The sequence below is a fragment of the Streptomyces sp. NPDC001843 genome (genome assembly GCF_042891955.1).
In the GTDB taxonomy this organism is placed as follows: domain Bacteria; phylum Actinomycetota; class Actinomycetes; order Streptomycetales; family Streptomycetaceae; genus Streptomyces.
In genome coordinates this window covers 741257-759206 of sequence record NZ_JBIATQ010000001.1, presented here as the reverse complement: position 1 = coordinate 759206, position 17950 = coordinate 741257, and the positions used below count along the sequence as shown (strand labels likewise).

The following is a 17950-nucleotide window of genomic DNA, read 5'->3' as shown; positions in this document are numbered from 1 at the left end:
ATCGGCAAGGCGACGGGACAGGTGGGGCGCGGTGCGCTCGCGGAACACGCAGGAACAGCCCGATGTCGCCGTCGTCATGGCGGCGCGGGCCGGGGACCGGCAGGCCTCGGAGCAGCTGATACGGGACTGCCTGCCGTTGGTCTACAACATCGTCGGGCGCGCGCTGGACGGGCACAGCGACGTCGACGACGTGGTCCAGGAGACGATGATCCGCGTCCTGAACGGGTTGCCCGGCCTGGAGCGACCGGATCGGTTCCGGTCCTGGCTCGTCGCCATCACCGTGCGACAGATCCGTGACCGGTGGCGCAGAGGGAGACCCTGGCTCACCGCGGAACCCCTGGAAGAGAACGCCCAGGACGCAGACCCTCAGGCCGACTTCTCCGACCTGGCGATTCTTCGGATCGCGCTGTCGGGCCAGCGGCGTGAAGCGGTGGAGGCGACCCGCTGGCTGGAGGAGGAGGATCGCGAGCTACTCGCGCTGTGGTGGATGGAGAGTGCCGGTGAACTGACCCGCGGCGAGCTCGCGGCGGCCTGCCACCTCACACCGCAGCATGCCGCGGTCCGCGTCCAGCGGGTCAAGGAACGGCTGGAGACGGCGCGCACCGTCGTACGAGCCGTGACGGCCTCGCCGCGCTGCCCGGACCTGGCGCCCGTACTCGCCTCGTGGGACGGGCGGCCGTCGGCGCTGTGGCGCAAGCGGCTGGCACGCCATGTCCGCGACTGTCCGCAGTGCCTGTCGAGCTCGTCCGACCTGGTACCGGCGGAGGGGCTGCTGGCCGGCCTTGCGCTGGTGCCGGTGCCGGTCGGCCTGGCCGGCCTGGTACTGGTCAGGGCGCTGGGGGCGGGCTCGGCCGGGGCGGGGGCGACCGTCGGCGCGGGCACGCGTACGGCGGGCGGTGCGGGCCGTACGGCGCGGACGATCGGCAGGCTGGCCGCCAAGCCCGCGGCGGTGGCAGCCGCCGGTGCCGTCACGCTCGCGGCTGCCGGAGTGGCGTGGTACACCGTCACAGGTTCGCACGAGCCGGCCGCGCGGCCCGCCGAAGCGGCCCCGCTGTCGCCCGCCCCGTCCGTGCCGCCGGCCCCGAGAACGCTCGCCTCGCCGACACCGACGCCGACACCGAGGGCTACGCCGTCGCCCACACCGACGCCGACAGCGGCCCCGGCGACGACGGCTGAGGCGCGGTTCTCGGGGCGGCATGCCCTACGGTCGGTCGACGACCCCGGCGACTACGTGAGCCAGTCCGGCCGGCTCGGCATCCTGGCCCCGGTCGGCGCCACCAGCTCCGCCGCCGCCCGGCAGGCGGCCACCTTCACCTTCGTTCCCGGCCTGGCGGACCCCCGCTGCTACTCGCTCAGGGACGCCACGGGCAGGTATGTGCGGCACTACGCCTTCCGTATCCGGCTGGACGCCGACGACCGGTCCGCCATCTTCCAGAAGGACGCCACCTTCTGCCCCCGTTCCGGTGCCACGGCCGGTTCGGTCTCCCTGGAGTCGTACAACTACCCCGGCCGCTACCTCCGCCACCGGGACGACCTCCAGCTGTGGCTCGACCCTTCCGAGAACACGGCCGCGTACCGGGCCGGCCGTTCCTTCCTTCTCACGGCGCCCTGGACCTGACACCGAACGGGGTGTTCGGCGGTGACGGCACTCACGCGGCAGCGCTCAGGCCCCCCAGCGGAAGTTGGATGGCGGCATAGGCCAGGAGCGACAGAAGGACGGCGGCCAGAACGGACAGCGCCCGCTCCTAGTTCAGCGTCCAGGCGTAATGAATGCCCTCCCGCCCGAAGACACCCGTCAGAGCCCCGATGGCGGCAACACGCTGCCAGGCCGCCGTCCCGTGCCGCCACCAGACGCCCGCGACCCCGAAGAGAGGCCCCGCGACGAACGCCATCACAAGCCAGACCAATGGCCAGGACAGGGCACCCATGCCGTCCCGGCCGAACTCGGCACAGGCGTAGTAGCCGACGACCAGCCCGGCTTCGGCGCACAGACCACTGACGGCGGCCGTGACGGACGACACCCGGTCGGCCGGCACTGCGCCGGCTGCAAAGGCCACAACCGACCTGACGGCGCCGGAATCGGCGATCTGGCTCCAGCGATCGGGCAGCCGGCCCTGAGCGAGGTTGGTGAGAACCCCCAGCACGATCCCGGCCGGCGCCGGCGCCGGCGCCGGCGCCGCCGCGGCCCGAGGCCAGTTCCATCCGCCTGGGCGGAGCCCGGTCGGTGCCGTGACCGTTCGCGACTCGCACAGGCGTGCTGATATTTACTAAGGTTCTCGACCGCGACGCGCGGACCCGGGAAGCGCGAGCAAGCGCAGGGCAACGGGGGAGTTACGGGGATGGGTTACACGATCCCGGGCTGGCTGGACGAGGTTCTGGACTTCATCGGGATCAACTTCCCGAATGTCGACGAGGACGACTACCGCGAAATGGCCGACGCCATGCGGGAGTTCGCTGAGCAGTTCGAGGGCCACGGCGGCGACGCCCACAAGGCGGTCTCTCGGATCCTGTCCTCCTCCGAGGGCTGGGCCGTCGACGCGATGGAGAAGCACTGGAACGAGGCCAAGGCCAGTCACCTCGAGAAACTCCCGGAACTTGCCCGCCTGTTCGCGGACGCCTGCGACGTCCTCGCGGACATCGTCTTCGGGATGAAGACCAAGGCGGAGGACGAACTCGCCGTCATGGCAGGCTCGGTGGGTCTATCCGTCGGGCTCTCCTTCGTCACCGGCGGTCTGTCCGCGGTGCTCGGCGCGGCCGAGGTCACGGCGATGCGACAGCTGGTCAAGAGGATCATCGACGAGGCCGTCGACCGGATCGTCGACGAGGTCCTGGCCAAGGTCACCGAGCCGGTCAACGCCAAGCTGGAGGCGATGATCGAGGACGTCGTGCTCGACCTGGCCGAGGGGGCGTTCTCGCTGCCGCCCGCCGACGGAAAGAGTGGTGGGCACGGAGGGCACGGGGGGCTGCGACTCGCCTCGGCCGGCGGCTCCGGCGACAGTGGTGACGGGGGCGCCCCGAAGACCACCAGGATCGATCACATCGAGTTCGAGGACGGCGCGGGCAAGGTGTCGCGGCACGGCAGCGAGCTGCATCTGGCCGCATCCTCGCCGCTGTCCAGGGCCAGGGGAGCCTTCGGACGGAGCAAGGGCCGCGATCCGTTCACGCAGGCTTTCGACAGCGTGCTGCACGGCGCGCTGAAGGGCTCGGAGAAGGCCCTCGGCAAGATAGCCAAGCACGTCACGGAGACCGTCCCGGAGCGGGTGAAGGCCACTTCCAGGCTGCACAAGGGCATCGACCTCGACGTACGGGACCGGGTGCACGGCATCCGTGTCGGCGGCAAGGGCGACGGGGGCGGAGGCCGGGGCGGCCACGGCGGTGCCCCGTCGTCCGGCCGCGATCCGGACGACGGCCTGAAGATCGACTCGTCGGAGCTGTCCCGGCAGGCCCGTGAATTGGACGTCAAGGAGACGTGCGGCGACCCGATCGACATGGCCAGCGGCCAGATGATCCTCGCCCAGACCGACGTACAGCTGCCCGGTGTGCTGCCGCTGGCCCTGCGCCGCACCCACCTGTCCGGCTATGCCGCAGGACGCTCCTTCGGCCCGTCATGGGCTTGCACGCTGGACGAACGCCTGGAGAAGGACGACGGGTTGGGCGGGTTCTGGTGGTACCGGGAGGACGGCTCGGCCCTGGCCTATCCGCGCCTGCCCGACCTGCCCGGCGACCGGGTCGGCCCGGCCGAAGGCGTACGGCTGCCCCTCACCTAGGTCACGCGTGGCAGCAGCTACGTACTGACGGTGCAGGATCCGCACAGCGGGCTCGTGCGCCACTTCGAGCCCGCGGCATCGCGGGACGGTGTGTGGTGGCTGGTCGGTGTCGAGGACCGCAACGGCAACAGCGTCACCGTGGAACGCGACGAGCACGATGTCCCGCTCACCGTCACCCACAGCGGCGGCTACCGCGTCCTGGTCGACTCCGACGCCGCACGGGGCCTTGTCACAAGGCTGTCGGTCGGCACCGCCGGGGAGCCGGTGGCGATACGTTCCTTCCGTTACGACGACGCTGCGGACCTGATCGAGGTGCGCGACGCCGTCGACGCCGCGACGCGTTTCACCTACGACGACGCCCACCGCGTCACGGGCTGGCGGGACGCCAACGACACCGAGTTCACCTACGCCTACGACGCCGTCGGCCGGGTGGTCGAGACCCGCGGCACCGACGGTTTCCTCGACTCCACTGTGACGTACGGCGATCCACTCGAGGACGGCTCCAGCACCGTCACGTACACCGACTCGCTAGGACACGCCACGGTCTACCGAGCCAACCGGCACGGCCAGATCATCGCGATCACCGCTCCGCTCGGGCACACCACCACCCAGCAGTGGGACCGCCACGACCACCTCCTGTCCCACACCGACCCGCTCGGGCGCACCACCCGCTGGGAATGGGACGAGGACGGGAACCTGACATTAGTCACCGCCCCCGACGGGACCGTCACCCGCATCGGCTACAACGCCCTGCATCTGCCGGTCTCCCTCACCGGCCCGGACGGCGCCGAGACCCGACTGGAGTACGACGAGCGGGGCAACCGCACCGCGGTCGTCGGCCCGGACGGAGCCACCCACCGCTTCACCCACCACCGCACCGGCGCCCCGGAGAGCGTCACCGACCCGCTGGGAGCGACCCTGCGGCTGGAAGCCGACGCGGCCGGTCTCCCGGTGGCCGTGGAGGACGCCCGCGGCGCGCGCACCGTGTGCCGCCGGGACGCCCTCGGGCAACCCGTCGAACTGACCGACGCGCTCGGCGCGACCTCCAGGTTCGAGTGGGACGCCGAGGGAAGACTGCGCACGCGCACGGCCCCCGACGGCAGCCGTGAGACATGGGAATGGGACGGCGAGGGCAACTGCGTCCGCCACACCGACCCGCTCGGCGGCGTCACCAGCAGCACCTTCGGCCCGTTCGACCTGCTCACCTCGCGGACGACGCCCGACGGCCGCACACACACCTTCCTCCACGACACCGAACAGCGCCTGGTCCAGGTCGTCAACCCGGCCGGACTGACGTGGAGCTACGCGTACGATCCCGTCGGCCGGGTGCTCACCGAGACCGACTTCGACGGTCGCGTCAGCCGCTGTGCCTACGACCCGGCCGGTCGGCTCGTCCTGCGCACCAACCCGGCGGGGCAGGACGTCGGGTTCGAGTTCGACGAGAACGGCCGGCTCACCGCGAAGACGGCCGGGAGCACCCGCACCACGTTCTCCTACGACAGCGCGTCCCGCCTGACGACGGCCGAAGATCCGCAGTGCATCCTGGAGTTCACCTACGACGTGGCGGGACGGCTGCTGACCCAGACCGTGGACGGCGCCACCCTCCGCCTCGGCTACGACTCGGCGGGGCGGCGCGTCTCGCGCACCACACCCACCGGCGCACGGACCGAGTCGGGTTGGGACGAGGTCGGCAACCGCATCGCCCTCACCGTCGACGGCCGGCACACCCTCGGCTTCACCCACGACCTCCTCGGCCGCGAGATCGAGCGCACCGTTGGCACCGGCCTGCGCTTCGCCTCCGACTGGGACACGGTGGGGCGGCTCACACAGCAGAGCCTCACCGCACAGCAGGGCCGGCGAATACGCGCCCGCAGCTACACCTACCGGGCCGACGACCACCTCACCGCCGTCCACGAGAAGGTCACCGGGCGGGGCACGACCTACGCCCTCGACCCCGTCGGCAGGCCGCTCGGCGCCACGGGGCCCGCCGGACCGGAGAGGTACGCCTACGACGCGTCCGGCAACCAGCTCACCGCCGAGTGGCCGGACCGCGCCGCGGACCCGGCAGCTCGTGGTGAGCGCGACTACACCGGCACCCGCGTCGTCCGTGCCGGACAGACCCACTACCGCTACGACGACGCCGGACGCCTCGTCGAGCGAGTCAAGAAGCGCCTCTCCCGCAAGCCCGACGTCTGGCGCTACTCCTGGGACGCCGAGAACCGCCTCACCTCCTGCACCACGCCCGACGGCGCCACCTGGCACTACCGTACGACCCGCTGGGCCGCCGCACCGCCAAGTACCGTCTGGACGAGGCCGGTCAGGTCGTCGACGAGACCCGCTTCACGTGGGACGGTCCGCGCCTGGTCGAGCAGACGACCGCGGCCACCGGCACAACGCTCACCTGGGACCACGACGGGTTCCGGCCGCTGCTTCAGTACGAGCGCAAGCCCCTGTCCGACGACGAGGTCGACTCACGCTTCTTCGCCATCGTCTCCGACCTCGTCGGCACCCCGACGGAACTCGTCGACGAGAGCGGCACGATCGCCTGGCGCACCCGCTCGACGGTCTGGGGCACCACAGCCGTCAACCCGGACGCCACCGCCCACACACCGCTGCGCCACCCCGGCCAGTACGCGGACCCCGAGACCGGTCTCCACTACAACTACTTCCGCCACTACGACCCGGAGACCGCACGGTACGTCAGCCCCGACCCGCTGGGCCTGACGCCGGCGCCCAACCCGGTCGCCTACGTCGACAACCCCTTGGACCTCTACGACCCCCTCGGCCTGGCGCCGTGCCGGAAGGACCACTACGAGTGGACCCAGGGCAGCAACGGGCGGGGCGGCAGCATTCGCTACAAGCCTCTGGACCACCTCGGCCGCCCGACCGGCGTCTCCGCCTGCATCCGGCCCGAGATGCTCGATACGGGCGACCCGGCAGGCGCGTCCAAGCCGCCGGGCTGGCGCGGTAACGGGAATGCGTTCAACGAGGCCCGCGGCCACCTCCTGGCCAACCGTCTCGGCGGCGCAGGGGTGAAGCACAATGCCAAACACAACCTCGTGACCCAGACGCAGAACCCCACCAACTCCCCGTACCAGCGCGACATGATCGAGGACAAGATTTACCAGGCCGTGTCCGACAGGAAAGAGGTCGTCCAGTACGACATCACCCCGATCTATGAGGGAACCAATCCGATACCCATCCGCCTCGAGTACTCCGCTTACGGCAACAAGGGATTCGAACTGAATGGCTGGCTCGACAATCCCGCAGCCGGGGTACGCACCGCCGTGCCAGGGTGGGGTTCCTGAGCGCAGATTCCCCGTTCGGCCCCCGACACCGAACCACGCCGCATCCACCTCAAGCCCCGGGAGTCCTGGCTCATGCCGCGTACCACCCCACCCCGCCCCGCCGACGTAGAAGCGGCCTTCCCCGAACTGGCCGGGCTGCGCCGGACCGCCACTCGGCTGCACCCGCGGCGCGGCACCCCCACCGCTCACGACAGCTCGGTCGGTGGACCGATGCTGTGGCCCGCCGACGAGCCCTGGCCGATGTGCACCATTCCGCACAAGCGCTCCAGCGGCTTTCGCTACACCGAGGTGGTGCGTAAGCGGGAGATTCTGGAGGCGGCCGGGCGGCGCGAACCGGACTCCGGACCGACCGCCGAAGAGATCGAGATCATCGACGGCTTCAAACGCGGTCGGCATGCCCCGCACCTCTCCGACACGGACCCCATCCCGCTGATCGCCGTGGCCCAGCTGTACCGGCGCGACGTCCCCGGCCTGCCCGACGTCGGGGACGGAGACCTGCTCCAGGTTTTCTGGTGCGGCTTCGAACGGCACGGCGAGAGTCGTTACGACCTCCACGTACACCTACGCTGGCGGCACTCCGAAGATGTCGGCACGCTGCTGACCGAACCGCCGGTCCCCGAGGTCGTCGGCCGTGAGGAACTCGTCCCGTCGCCGTGTGTGCTCCATCCCGAGGAGATCGTCGAGCACCCGTACCTCGAAGACCTGCCTCCCGAACTGCAGGACCGCATCGAGGTATGGGAGGGGCCGGAGGAAGACGAAGGCCCGCAGTACATCTATGACCTGTCCACGGCCCCCGGCTGGAAGATCGGCGGCTACATCGCCTGGAACCTCACCGGGCCCGGGCCCCTGGACTGCTCCACCTGCGGCACGGAACTCACTCCGCTCCTCACAGCGGACCAGCATGAATGGACACCCGGCACCGCCAGTTGGATCCCGACGGAAGACCGGCAGAATGCCGGTGTCAGGGGGTCCAACATCCCCACCCGCGTCTCACCGGGCCGCGGCCGCCTGACCATCGCCGTGTGCCCCCGCGACGCCGGCCACCCGATCGGCCTCGTCACTCAGTGAGCGAGCTCTGGCGGCGGCCGGTTCGAGGAACCGGCCGCCGAGGTGGATGGTCGCACCGGCCTGCGCGCTGTCTTTGTACTACGCCCGTTTCTCAGCCCCCGGTTGACATGACGGCACCCTGCCGCCCCGGTCGGCGTGCGCCGCGTACCACCCCGCCCCGCCCCGTCGATGTCGAAGAGATCTTCCCCGAGCTGGTCGCGATGCGCCGGACTGCCACGCGGCTGCACCCGCGGCGCGGTGCTCCCACGATGCATGACAGTTCGGTCGGTGGTCCGTTGCTGTGGCCCGCCGACGAACCCTGGCCGGTCTGCACGATCCCGCACAAGCGCGGCAGCGGCTACCGGTACTCGGAGGTGGTGCGCGAGCGGGAGATCCTGGAGCGGGCCTGGCGGCGTGATCCGCGGTCCGGGCCCAACGCCGAGGAAGCCGGCATCCTCGCCCAGTTCAAGCGCGGTCGGCATGCCCCGCACCTTGCCGACACGGACCCCATCCCGCTGCTGGCCGTCGCACAGTTGTACCGACGCGATGTCCCCGGTCTGCCCGATACGGAGGAGGGGGACGTGCTCCAGGTGTTCTGGTGCGGCTTCGAGAGGCACGGTGAGAGCCGTCACCAGCCGTATGTCCAGGTGCGGTGGCGGCGGGCCGAGGACGTGGCCGCCGTGCCGGCGGAGCAGCCGGTGCCCGAAGTCGTCGGCCGTGAAGAACTTGTACCGTCCCCCTGCGTGCTGCACCCCGAGGAGATCGTCGAGCATCCCTACTTCATGACCCTTGACCCTGCCCTGCGGGAGCGCATCGCTGCGTGGGGAGGGCCGGAGGACGAGGGCGATCGGTACATCTCGGACCTGTCCACGGCTCCTGGCTGGAAGGTCGGCGGGTACGTTGCCTGGCCGCTCACGGGGCCACCGCCGCTGGTCTGTTCCGTCTGCGGCACGGAAGTCGCCCCGCTCCTCACGGCGGAGGAAAGCGAATGGGATCCCAGCACCACCAGCTGGATTCCTTATGAGGACCAGCAGGACGCAGACGCCCTGTGGGCCAACGACCCCACAGGGGTCTCACCGGGCCGCGGCCGCCTGACCATCGCCGTGTGCCCCCGCGACGCCGGCCACCCGATCGGCCTCGTCGCTCAGTGAGCGCGACCGCCATATTAGGCTGAGGCGCCTGAACGGCTTTTCGGAGCAGGCACTTTGGAAAGGTGACCCGCGATGTCGCTGAGCCCCGGCGATCCGGAGTCCATGGGCGGCTACACGTTGGTCGACCGGCTCGGCAGCGGCGGTATGGGTGTCGTCTATCTGGGCCGCTCGGAATCGGGGCGGCGGGTCGCGGTCAAGGTCGTGCACGCGCCGTACGCGCAGGACAAGGAGTTCCGGATCCGCTTCAGGCAGGAGGTCGCGGCGGCCCGGCGGGTGAGCGGGGCGTTCACCGCCCCGGTGGTGGACGCCGATCCCGACGCCCCGCAGCCGTGGATGGCGACGCTGTACGTCCCGGGCCGCACGCTGTCGGACGTCGTGGCCAAGGAGGGACCGCTGCGTGGCACCGAGCTGCGCGTGCTCGCGCTGGGTCTGGTCGAGGCGCTGAGGGACATCCACCGGGTGGGTGTGGTGCACCGGGATCTGAAGCCGAGCAACGTCCTGATGGCCGAGGACGGGCCGCGCGTCATCGACTTCGGCATCTCGTACGCCGTCGACAACGAGGCCCTCACGGTGACCGGCCGGCTGATCGGTACCCCGCCCTTCATGTCTCCCGAGCAGTTCGCCGCGCCACGCGAGGTCACCGGGGCCTCGGACGTCTTCTCACTGGGGTCGCTGCTGGTCTACGCGGCCACCGGCAACCGCCCGTTCGACGGGGCCAGCCCGTACCTGACGGGCTATCAGGTGATGTACGAGGCGCCGGATCTGAGTGGAGTCGACGAGCCGCTCCGGAGCATCGCCGAACGCTGCCTGGACAAGGACCCGGCCGCCCGCCCCGGGCTCGACGAACTGCGCCGTATGCTGCGGGAGTTGCCGAAGTCCGCGGTGCCGGTCGCGGCGGTTGCTCCGATGGCGGCGGATGTGCCCGACGCCCTGGAAGCCGGCCGTCGGGGTTCCCCTGGACGCCCGGCCGCACCAGGTCCGGCCGCCGACGGGAGGAAGGCGGAAACGGACGACACGCGAACCGGTCACGGACGCCGGCGGCGACACGTCCTCGTCGGCCTCGCGGCGGCCCTGGCGGTCACCGGCGTGAGCATCGCCGCGGTGGGCCTCGGATCGCTCCGGGACGGCGCCTCCTCCTCGTCGTCAGCCGCGCCCGGGGCCGCCGTGCTCTCGCCGTCCGCGTCGGCGCCCGTGCCGGCCGCCAAGGTGACGCTGCCGCCGAAGCATGTGCGCTGGGACTACCAGATCGGCGGCGCGTACGCTCCGTCGGCCGGTGTGCGGGTGGTCAGCCGCGACCATGGGAGCGAGCCGGCGCCGGGTGTCTACAGCATCTGCAACATCAACGCGTTTCAGGTGCAGCAGGACGAGAGGCGCGACTGGGACTCCGGCCTGCTGCTGCGCGACGCCGAGGGGCATGTCGTCTACGACAAGGGCTGGGGCGAGGCGGTCCTGGACATCCGCACGGCGGCCAAGCGCCGGCGCATCGCCGCCGAGCTGGACACCTGGATCGACGAGTGCGCGGCCAGGGGGTACAAGGCGGTCGAGCCCGACAACTACGACGTCTTCACCCGCTTCCCGAAATACCTCGAGGCCGCCCAGGCCGAGGCGCTCATGAAGCTGCTGTCGGCGCACGCCCACGAGAAGGGCCTGGCCGTCGCCCAGAAGAACACCGCGGAACTCCTGGCCGACCGTAGGTCCGTGGGCCTGGACTTCGCCGTGGCGGAGGAATGCGCCGAGTGGGACGAGTGCGGGGAGTTCGCCGAGGCCTTCGACGGCAATGTGCTCGTGGTCGAGTACACGGCGAAGGGCATGGCGCGGGCGTGCTCCGGCTGGGGCGGCACCCTGAGCATCGTCCGCCGCGACGAGCAGGTCGTGCCCAAGGGCGCGACCGGCTACGTCCATCGCACTTGCTGACACCCGCAGGGGCGCCGCTCCGGGCGGCGCCCCTCTTCACGTTCCGGGGGACGCCGGCATGCCCGGGTTGCCGTAGTAGGCGTCGGGGCCGTGTTTGCGGGTGTAGTGGCGGTTGAGAAGGTGCGGGGGCGGCGGGGCGGCGGGGGACAGGGCCAGGGTGTGCAGCGCGATGTCGGCGACCGCTTCGCAGATGATGGCGTGCTCCAGGGACTTGCGGGCGGTCGAGCCCCAGGTGAAGGGGCCGTGGTTGGCGACGAGGGCGCCGGGGACCTCGACGGCCTTCCGGTCGTCCTCCTCCAGCATGTCCACGATGACGCGGCCGGTGTTGTACTCGTAGTCCTTCTCGCACTGCTCGGCGGTGAGGTCGGGGGTGCAGGGTATGGGGCCGTTGAAGGTGTCGGCGTGGGTGGTGCCCAGGACGGGGATGTCCCGGCGGGCCTGGGCGAAGGCCACGGCGTGGGTGGAGTGGGTGTGGGTGACGCCGCCGATGGAGGGGAAGGCCAGATACAGGCAGCGGTGGGTCTCGGTGTCGGTGGAGGGGCGCAGATCGCCGTCGGCGACGGTGCCGTCGGCCAGGCGGACGGTGACCAGGTGGTCGATGGTGAGGCGTTCGTAGGGGACGCCGGAGGGCTTGATGACGAACACCCCGGCCTCCCGGTCGACGCCGCTGACGTTTCCCCAGGTCAGGGTCGCCAGGCCGACCTGCGGGATGGCGAGGTTCGCGTCCAGCACCTCTTGCCGCAGGCCGGCCCGGACTGGTGCGGTCATGGCGGTCACGTCGGGGGTCTCCATCTCGTCAGAGGGGCTGGGCGAGGCGGTGGTAGGCGGCGTTCCAGCGGATTTCCTTGGCGAGCTGCTCGACGGAGGTGTGCTCGTCGATCGTGAGCAGTTCGACGTCGGTCATGGCGGCGAAGTCGGTGAGGGTCTCGATGCCGACCGCGGAGCTGAGGACGGTGTGGTGGGGAGCGCCGGCCAGCAGCCAGCTCTCGGCCGACTCCGCGAGGGAGGGACGCGGTTCCCACACGGCCCGGGCCACGGGCAGCTGGGGCAGCGGCTGGCTGGGGGGTACGACGTCGACGGCGTTGGCGGTCAGCCGGAACCGCTCGCCCAGGTCGGCCAGGCCGACGACCAGGGCGGGGCCGGGGGCGGCGTCGAAGACGAGGCGGACGGGGTCCTCGCGGTCGCCGATGGACAGGGCGTGCAGTTCGCAGCTGGGGCGGGAGGCGGCCACGGAGGGGCAGACCTCCAGCATGTGGGCGCCGAGGATGCGGGGGGTGCCGGGGCCGAGGTGGTAGGTGTAGTCCTCCATGAAGGTGGTGCCGCCCGGGGCTCCTTGGCCCATGACCTTCATCGTGCGCAGCAGGGCCGACGTCTTCCAGTCGCCTTCGCCGCCGAAGCCGTAGCCGTCGGCCATCAGGCGCTGCACGGCGATGCCGGGGAGCTGGCGCAGGCCGCCGAGGTCCTCGAAGTTGGTGGTGAAGGCGGTGAAGCCGCCGTCGTCGAGGAAGGTGCGCAGGCCGATCTCCAGGCGGGCGGCGTAGAGCAGGGCGTCGTGCCGGATGCCGTCCGGTCGCAGGGAGGGCACCACGTCGTACGACTCGCAGTATTCGGCGGCGAGTTCGGCGGCCTCCTTGTCCTCGACGGCGTCGACGACGGCGACCAGGTCGTTCACCGCGTAGGTGTTGACGGAGAAGCCGAACCGCATCTGCGCCTCGACCTTGTCGCCCTCGGTGACGGCGACGTCGCGCATGTTGTCGCCGAAGCGGGCCAGGCGCAGGGTGCGCGCGGCGTGCCGGCCGGCGGCGGCTCTGGACCAGGTGGCGACGCGCCGTACGACACGCGGGTCGGTGGCGTGTCCGGCGACGATCTTGCGGTGGACGCCGATGCGGGACTCGATGTGGGCGAACTCGCGGTCGCCGTGGGCGGCCTGGTTGAGGTTCATGAAGTCCATGTCGATGCTCGACCAGGGCAGCGACAGGTTGTACTGGGTGTGCAGGTGCAGCACCGGCCGGTCCAGCGCGCTGAGGCCGGCGATCCACATCTTGGCCGGGGAGAAGGTGTGCATCCATACGATCACACCGACACAGGTGTCGGAGACGCTCGCTTCCCGGCACAGGCGGTGGATGGAGTCGGCGTCGGTGAGGACCGGCTTCCACACGATCGGCAGCGGGATGTCCGGGGTGGCGTCCAGACGCTCGGCGATCTGCTGGGACTGGAAGGCGACCTGGCGCAGGGTGTCCTCGCCGTACAGGCCCTGGCTGCCGGTGAGAAACCAGATCTCCTGGCCGCGGTAGGGGGTTTCGGGGGTCGTCATGGCAGGGGTCCTTTCACATCACGTCACGAGGAGGGGGCGGCGGAGGCCTCTGCGCGCAGCCGGCGCAGACGGTGCATGACCTCGTTGGTGCCGCGGCCGAAGTAGTCGTGCAGCAACCGGTACTCGGCGTACAGGCGGTCGTAGGCGGCGGCACGTCCGGGGTCCGGCCGGTACACGCCCCGCTCGGCCTTGCCCATGGACCGGGCGGCACTCTGGATGTCGGCGTACGCCCCGGCCGCCACCGCGGCGTGCATCGCCGCCCCCAGCGCCGGGCCCTGGGCGGAGCCGATGACGCCGAGCGGGCGGCGGGTGACGTCGGCGTAGATCTGCATCAGCAGGGCGTTCTTGGTCAGCCCGCCCGCGATGATCAGCTCGTCCACCGGCACCCCGGCCGCCTCGAAGGCGTCGATGATGGTGCGGGTACCGAAGGCGGTGGCCTCCAGCAGCGCCCGGTAGACGTCCTCGGGACGGGTGGACAGCGTCAGCCCCACCACCACCCCACTGAGATCGTGGTCGACCAGTACGGACCGGTTGCCGCTGTGCCAGTCCAACGCGATCAGACCGTGCTCGCCCACCCGCTGCCCGGCCGCGAGCGCCGTCAGATGCTCGTGCGGGTCACGGCCGAGCGCGGCGGCCTGTTCGGCGTACTCGGCGGGCAGGCCGGAGCGGATGAACCAGGCGAAGATGTCACCGACGCCGCTCTGCCCGGCCTCGTAACCCCACAGCCCGGGCAGGATGCCGCCGTCCACGACCCCGCACATGCCGGGCACCACACCGTGCTGGTCGGAGCTCATCACATGGCAGGTGGAGGTGCCCATGATGGCGACCATCTGGCCCGGCTCCACGGCCGCTGCCGCCGGGGCCGTGACATGCGCGTCGACGTTGCCGACGCACACCGTGACGCCCTCCGGCAGCCCTGTCCAGGCCGCCGCCTCGGCGGTCAACCGCCCGGCCGCGTCCCCGAGTCGGCCGATCGGGTGGTCCAGCTTGTCGACGACGAAGGAGGCGAAGTCCGGGTTCAGCGCCGCGAGGTAGCCGGAGGACGGGTAACTTCCGTCCTGGTACTGCCCCTTGTAACCGGCGGTGCAGGCGTTGCGTACGTACGTCCCGCACAGCCGCCACACGATCCAGTCGGCCGCCTCCACCCACCTCTCGGTGCGCCGGTAGACCTCCGGGTCCTCCTCCAGCACCTGCAGCGCCTTGGCGAACTCCCACTCCGAGGAGATCTTCCCGCCGTACCGCTCCAGCCACGGCTCCTTCCGCTCGGCGGCCAGCGCGTTGATCCGGTCTGCCTGCCCCTGGGCGGCGTGGTGGCGCCACAGCTTGACGTAGGCGTGCGGGCGGGCGGCGTACTCGGGCAGCTCGCACAGGGGGGTGCCGTCGGCGAGCACCGGCAGCACCGTGCAGGCGGTGAAGTCCGTCCCGATGCCGATCACCTGCTCCGGGCGCACACCGGCGCGGGTGAGGGCCTCGGGTACGGCGGTGCGCAGGACGTCGATGTAGTCCGAGGGCACCTGCAGGGCCCAGTCGGGCGGCAGCCGCGTGCCGTCCGGCAGTGCCCCGTCCAGGACCGCGTGCCGGTACGCGTGCTCGGCCGTCCCCAACTCCGCACCGTCGCGCACCCGGACGACGACGGCCCGCCCGGACAGCGTTCCGAAGTCGACTCCGACGACGCAGGGTTCCAGGTCCCGGGCTGCCTTCTGCTCGGAGTTCACAAGCGGTCTCCTTCACCGAATGGGTTCGATATGTCGATCATTGTCCGGTTTTCGGTCGATGGTGGCGCACCGGCGTCATCGGGGCACTGGTCTTCTCAGGGCACTGGCGTTCTCGGGGGGGCTAACCCCGGCTTCTCCCGAAGTAGCGGGCACGCACCCGGTCCAGCAGGATGGCGACACCGAGTACCGCTCCCTGGACGACCTGCTGGTCGTACGGGCTGACCTTGAGCGCGAGCAGGCCGTTGGTGATGAACTCCAGCAGGATCGCGCCGGCCGCGATGCCGGCGATGCGGCCCTCGCCGCCGGAGAGCGACATCCCGCCGACCACCGCGGCGGCGATCGCCGTCAGCTCCCAGCCCGCGCCGACCGAGGGGTCGGCCACGTTCATCCTGCCGATCACCAGGATGCCGACCACACCGGCCAGCGCCGCGCTGGCGACATAGGCGGAGGTGATCCGGCGGGCGGTCGGGATACCGGCCAGCCGGGCGGCCTCCCTGTTGCCGCCGACCGCGTAGATCTGACGGCCCACGTAGGTGCGCTCCAGCACGAACCAGGCGACGGCGGCCGCTGCCACGAAGAAGAGCGCCGGGACCGGCACCTGGCCGATGTAGTACTGGCTCAGGTTGCTGAACAGGGGATCGAGGTTGTTGATCGGCGAGCCGCTGGTGATCGCGAGCGCCGTGCCCTGGGCCACCGTGTAGGTGACCAGGGTGATCACGAAGGGCGGCACGTTCAGCCGGGTGACCATGGTGCCGTGCCAGAGCCCCACCGCGGCGCAGATCACCAGCGTGATCAGGATCGCCACCGGTGCCGGAAGGCCCTCGTTGACGTTCAGCCAGCCGGCCAGGATGCCGGCCAGACCCGCCAGCGCGCCCACCGACAGGTCGATGCCACCGGTCAGGATGACCAGGGACTCGCCGATCGCCAGGATGCCCACCTGTGACAGGTCGCGTCCCATCACCTGGAGGTTGCCCACCGCGGTGTACGTCTCCGCGTTCGCGGCGATCCCGACGAACACCAGGACGCAGGCGATGATCACACCTGCCTCGGGGGAGGCGGCGAGCTTGCGGAGGAGGTTCGACACGGCCGGGCGGGCAGGCGGTGCGATCTCGTCGGGAACGAGCGTGCTCTGCGCGCTCATGCTGGGGCTCCGTTCGCGAGTGGGGACTGGCCCGGCATTTCCCGTCCGGGCTCTTCCTGATGGAGGGGGGACGTTCCGGCCGCGGCCGTCATGATCCGTTCCTTGGTGGCGTCGGCCCGGTCGAGGACCGCGACCACCCGTCCGTGGTTCATCACCGCGATGCGGTGGCAGATCCACAGCAGTTCCTCCAGTTCGGAGGAGGCGACGACCAGCGCCATGCCCTGCTCGGCGGCCCGGTCGATCAGCTTGTAGATCTCCGCCTTGGCACCCACGTCCACGCCGCGGGTCGGCTCGTCCAGCAGCAGCAGGCGCGGTCCGGCGGCGAAGGCACGGCCGAAGATGGCGCGCTGCTGGTTGCCGCCGGACAGCGAACCGATCGGCTGCTCGACCGACTGCATCCGCACGTTGACGTTCTCGGTGATCTTCCGCGCCTCGGCACGTTCCCGGCGCGGGCCGAGCAGGCCCCGGGTGCTGATCCGCTTGAGCACCGAGACGACGACGTTGGACCGGATCGACGCGAACAGCACCAGCGACTGCTCCTTGCGGTCCTCCGGGATCAGCGCGATGCCGGCCGCCACACCGTCGCCCGCGCCCCGCGGCCGGTAGGGCTCACCGCCCAGCAGCATCCGGCCGCCCGTCGAGGGCTGCGCGCCCGCGATCGTGTGGACGAGGCGGCTGCGGCCCGAACCCATCAGCCCGGCCACGCCCAGGATCTCGCCCTCGCGCACCTCCAGATCGACGGGACCCAGACCGTCCGCGGTCAGGTCCTGCACCTGCAGCAGGATCGGGCTCGTCGCCGGCGGCGCCTTCGGCTCGCCCTGGGCGACCTCACCGCCGACCATCTCCCGGATCAGCCGCTCCTCGGAGGCCTCAGCCGGTTGCAGGTCGGCGACCAGCCTGCCGTTGCGCAGCACCAGCACCCGGTCGCTGATCTCCCGCACCTCGTCGAGCCGGTGCCCGATGAACAGCACGGTGCCGCCGCGCTCGGCCAGTTGCCGGGCCAGCCCCAGCACCATCTCGGCCTCGACCGGACCCAGCGAGGAGGTCGGCTCGTCCAGGATCAGCAGCTTGGGCTCACGGCCCCAGGCCTTGGCGATCTCGATCATCTGCCGGGTCGGCACCGGAAGGGTACGCACCTCCCGGCCCACCCGGATCCGTGCGGGGGACAGCCCGATCTCCGCCAGCATCGCCTCGGCCTCGGCCCGCTGGGCACCGCGGTCCACCAGGAACCGCCGCCTCGACTGCCGCGGCCGGCGGCCCAGCAGCAGGTTCTCGGCCACCGAGAGCTGGCCGACCAGGGGGAACTCCTGGGAGACCATGGCGACACCGAGTTGTCCCGCCGCCTCGGTCGACCCCGCGACGAGAGGCTCGCCGTCGATGAGGATCTCGCCGCCGTCCCGGTGCACCGATCCGGCGAGCGTGCCCATCAGCGTGGACTTCCCGGCCCCGTTCTCGCCGACCACGCCGACCACCTGCCCGGCGTAGAGGTCGAGCTCCGGCAGATCGAGGACGCGCACGGGCCCGTAGGACTTGTGTACTCCCCGCAGCCGCGCGGTGATCGCGCGGCCCGGGGCGTTCTTCGTGGCCGTCATG

Annotated in this window: 12 protein-coding genes and 2 pseudogenes; 8 read left to right on the top strand and 6 right to left on the bottom strand. The window is 71.1% G+C overall.

The annotated features are described in order from the left end of the window. The first annotated feature begins 31 nt into the window (after positions 1-31). A complete protein-coding gene (locus ACFYZQ_RS03540; protein WP_389141143.1) occupies positions 32-1618 on the top strand; it encodes a sigma-70 family RNA polymerase sigma factor in 1587 nt (528 codons plus the stop codon). A 127-nt stretch (positions 1619-1745) separates the two neighbouring features. Here ACFYZQ_RS03540 and ACFYZQ_RS03535 read toward each other — a convergent pair whose 3' ends face one another. Continuing rightward, positions 1746-2252 (bottom strand): DUF6518 family protein, encoded by a 507-nt coding sequence (locus ACFYZQ_RS03535; protein WP_389141883.1) that lies wholly within the window; start codon positions 2250-2252, stop codon positions 1746-1748. A gap of 87 nt (positions 2253-2339) precedes the next feature. Here ACFYZQ_RS03535 and ACFYZQ_RS03530 point away from each other — a divergent pair, with 87 nt between their 5' ends. The 7 genes and pseudogenes from ACFYZQ_RS03530 (at position 2340) to ACFYZQ_RS03500 (ending at position 11187) form a co-directional block, all read left to right on the top strand. After that, complete coding sequence (locus ACFYZQ_RS03530; RefSeq protein ID WP_389141142.1) at positions 2340-3767, top strand: DUF6531 domain-containing protein; 1428 nt, start codon at positions 2340-2342, stop codon at positions 3765-3767. Between the two features lie 30 nt (positions 3768-3797). Continuing rightward, a pseudogene (locus ACFYZQ_RS03525) lies at positions 3798-5999 on the top strand (type IV secretion protein Rhs); the annotation flags it as partial. Next, positions 5960-6496, top strand: a pseudogene (locus ACFYZQ_RS03520) (RHS repeat domain-containing protein); the annotation flags it as partial. The pseudogenes ACFYZQ_RS03525 and ACFYZQ_RS03520, both read left to right, overlap by 40 nt. A gap of 33 nt (positions 6497-6529) precedes the next feature. Then, positions 6530-7075, top strand: a complete 546-nt coding sequence (locus tag ACFYZQ_RS03515; protein WP_389141141.1) for a DNA/RNA non-specific endonuclease — start codon at positions 6530-6532, stop codon at positions 7073-7075. Between the two features lie 72 nt (positions 7076-7147). Then, positions 7148-8143 (top strand): hypothetical protein, encoded by a 996-nt coding sequence (locus tag ACFYZQ_RS03510; RefSeq protein WP_389141139.1) that lies wholly within the window; start codon positions 7148-7150, stop codon positions 8141-8143. A 248-nt stretch (positions 8144-8391) separates the two neighbouring features. Further along, on the top strand, positions 8392-9273 hold the full coding sequence (locus ACFYZQ_RS03505; RefSeq protein ID WP_389141137.1) for a hypothetical protein: 882 nt from the start codon (positions 8392-8394) through the stop codon (positions 9271-9273). A 72-nt stretch (positions 9274-9345) separates the two neighbouring features. Beyond that, positions 9346-11187, top strand: coding sequence for an endo alpha-1,4 polygalactosaminidase (locus ACFYZQ_RS03500; RefSeq protein ID WP_389141135.1), 1842 nt, complete (start codon positions 9346-9348; stop codon positions 11185-11187). Between the two features lie 36 nt (positions 11188-11223). On the opposite strand, the gene araD is transcribed toward ACFYZQ_RS03500, so the two are convergent. The 5 genes from araD to ACFYZQ_RS03475 all read right to left on the bottom strand — a co-directional run bounded on the left by araD (position 11224) and on the right by ACFYZQ_RS03475 (position 17949). Then, positions 11224-11955, bottom strand: coding sequence for an L-ribulose-5-phosphate 4-epimerase AraD (gene araD / locus ACFYZQ_RS03495; protein ID WP_389141133.1), 732 nt, complete (start codon positions 11953-11955; stop codon positions 11224-11226). A gap of 28 nt (positions 11956-11983) precedes the next feature. After that, positions 11984-13501: an L-arabinose isomerase gene (araA, locus tag ACFYZQ_RS03490; RefSeq protein WP_389141131.1), complete on the bottom strand. Its 1518-nt coding sequence runs from the start codon at positions 13499-13501 to the stop codon at positions 11984-11986. A 23-nt stretch (positions 13502-13524) separates the two neighbouring features. Next, positions 13525-15216, bottom strand: a complete 1692-nt coding sequence (gene araB / locus ACFYZQ_RS03485) for a ribulokinase (RefSeq protein ID WP_389141129.1) — start codon at positions 15214-15216, stop codon at positions 13525-13527. A 121-nt stretch (positions 15217-15337) separates the two neighbouring features. After that, positions 15338-16357: an ABC transporter permease gene (locus ACFYZQ_RS03480; protein WP_389141127.1), complete on the bottom strand. Its 1020-nt coding sequence runs from the start codon at positions 16355-16357 to the stop codon at positions 15338-15340. Beyond that, positions 16354-17949 carry a sugar ABC transporter ATP-binding protein gene (locus tag ACFYZQ_RS03475; RefSeq protein WP_389141125.1) on the bottom strand — a complete coding sequence of 532 codons (1596 nt, stop codon included), beginning with the start codon at positions 17947-17949 and terminating at the stop codon, positions 16354-16356. Before ACFYZQ_RS03475 ends, ACFYZQ_RS03480 begins: the two co-directional genes overlap by 4 nt. Position 17950 lies beyond the last annotated feature (1 nt).

Excerpts from the sequence above, each read along its gene's own strand:
- ACFYZQ_RS03530 (WP_389141142.1), top strand. The coding sequence starts at position 2,340 with ATGGGTTACACGATCCCGGGCTGGCTGGACGAGGTTCTGGACTTCATC.
- ACFYZQ_RS03510 (WP_389141139.1), top strand. The coding sequence starts at position 7,148 with ATGCCGCGTACCACCCCACCCCGCCCCGCCGACGTAGAAGCGGCCTTC.
- ACFYZQ_RS03505 (WP_389141137.1), top strand. The coding sequence starts at position 8,392 with ATGCATGACAGTTCGGTCGGTGGTCCGTTGCTGTGGCCCGCCGACGAA.
- ACFYZQ_RS03500 (WP_389141135.1), top strand. The coding sequence starts at position 9,346 with ATGTCGCTGAGCCCCGGCGATCCGGAGTCCATGGGCGGCTACACGTTG.
- araD (WP_389141133.1), bottom strand. The coding sequence starts at position 11,955 with ATGACCGCACCAGTCCGGGCCGGCCTGCGGCAAGAGGTGCTGGACGCG.
- araA (WP_389141131.1), bottom strand. The coding sequence starts at position 13,501 with ATGACGACCCCCGAAACCCCCTACCGCGGCCAGGAGATCTGGTTTCTC.
- ACFYZQ_RS03480 (WP_389141127.1), bottom strand. The coding sequence starts at position 16,357 with ATGAGCGCGCAGAGCACGCTCGTTCCCGACGAGATCGCACCGCCTGCC.
- ACFYZQ_RS03475 (WP_389141125.1), bottom strand. The coding sequence starts at position 17,949 with ATGACGGCCACGAAGAACGCCCCGGGCCGCGCGATCACCGCGCGGCTG.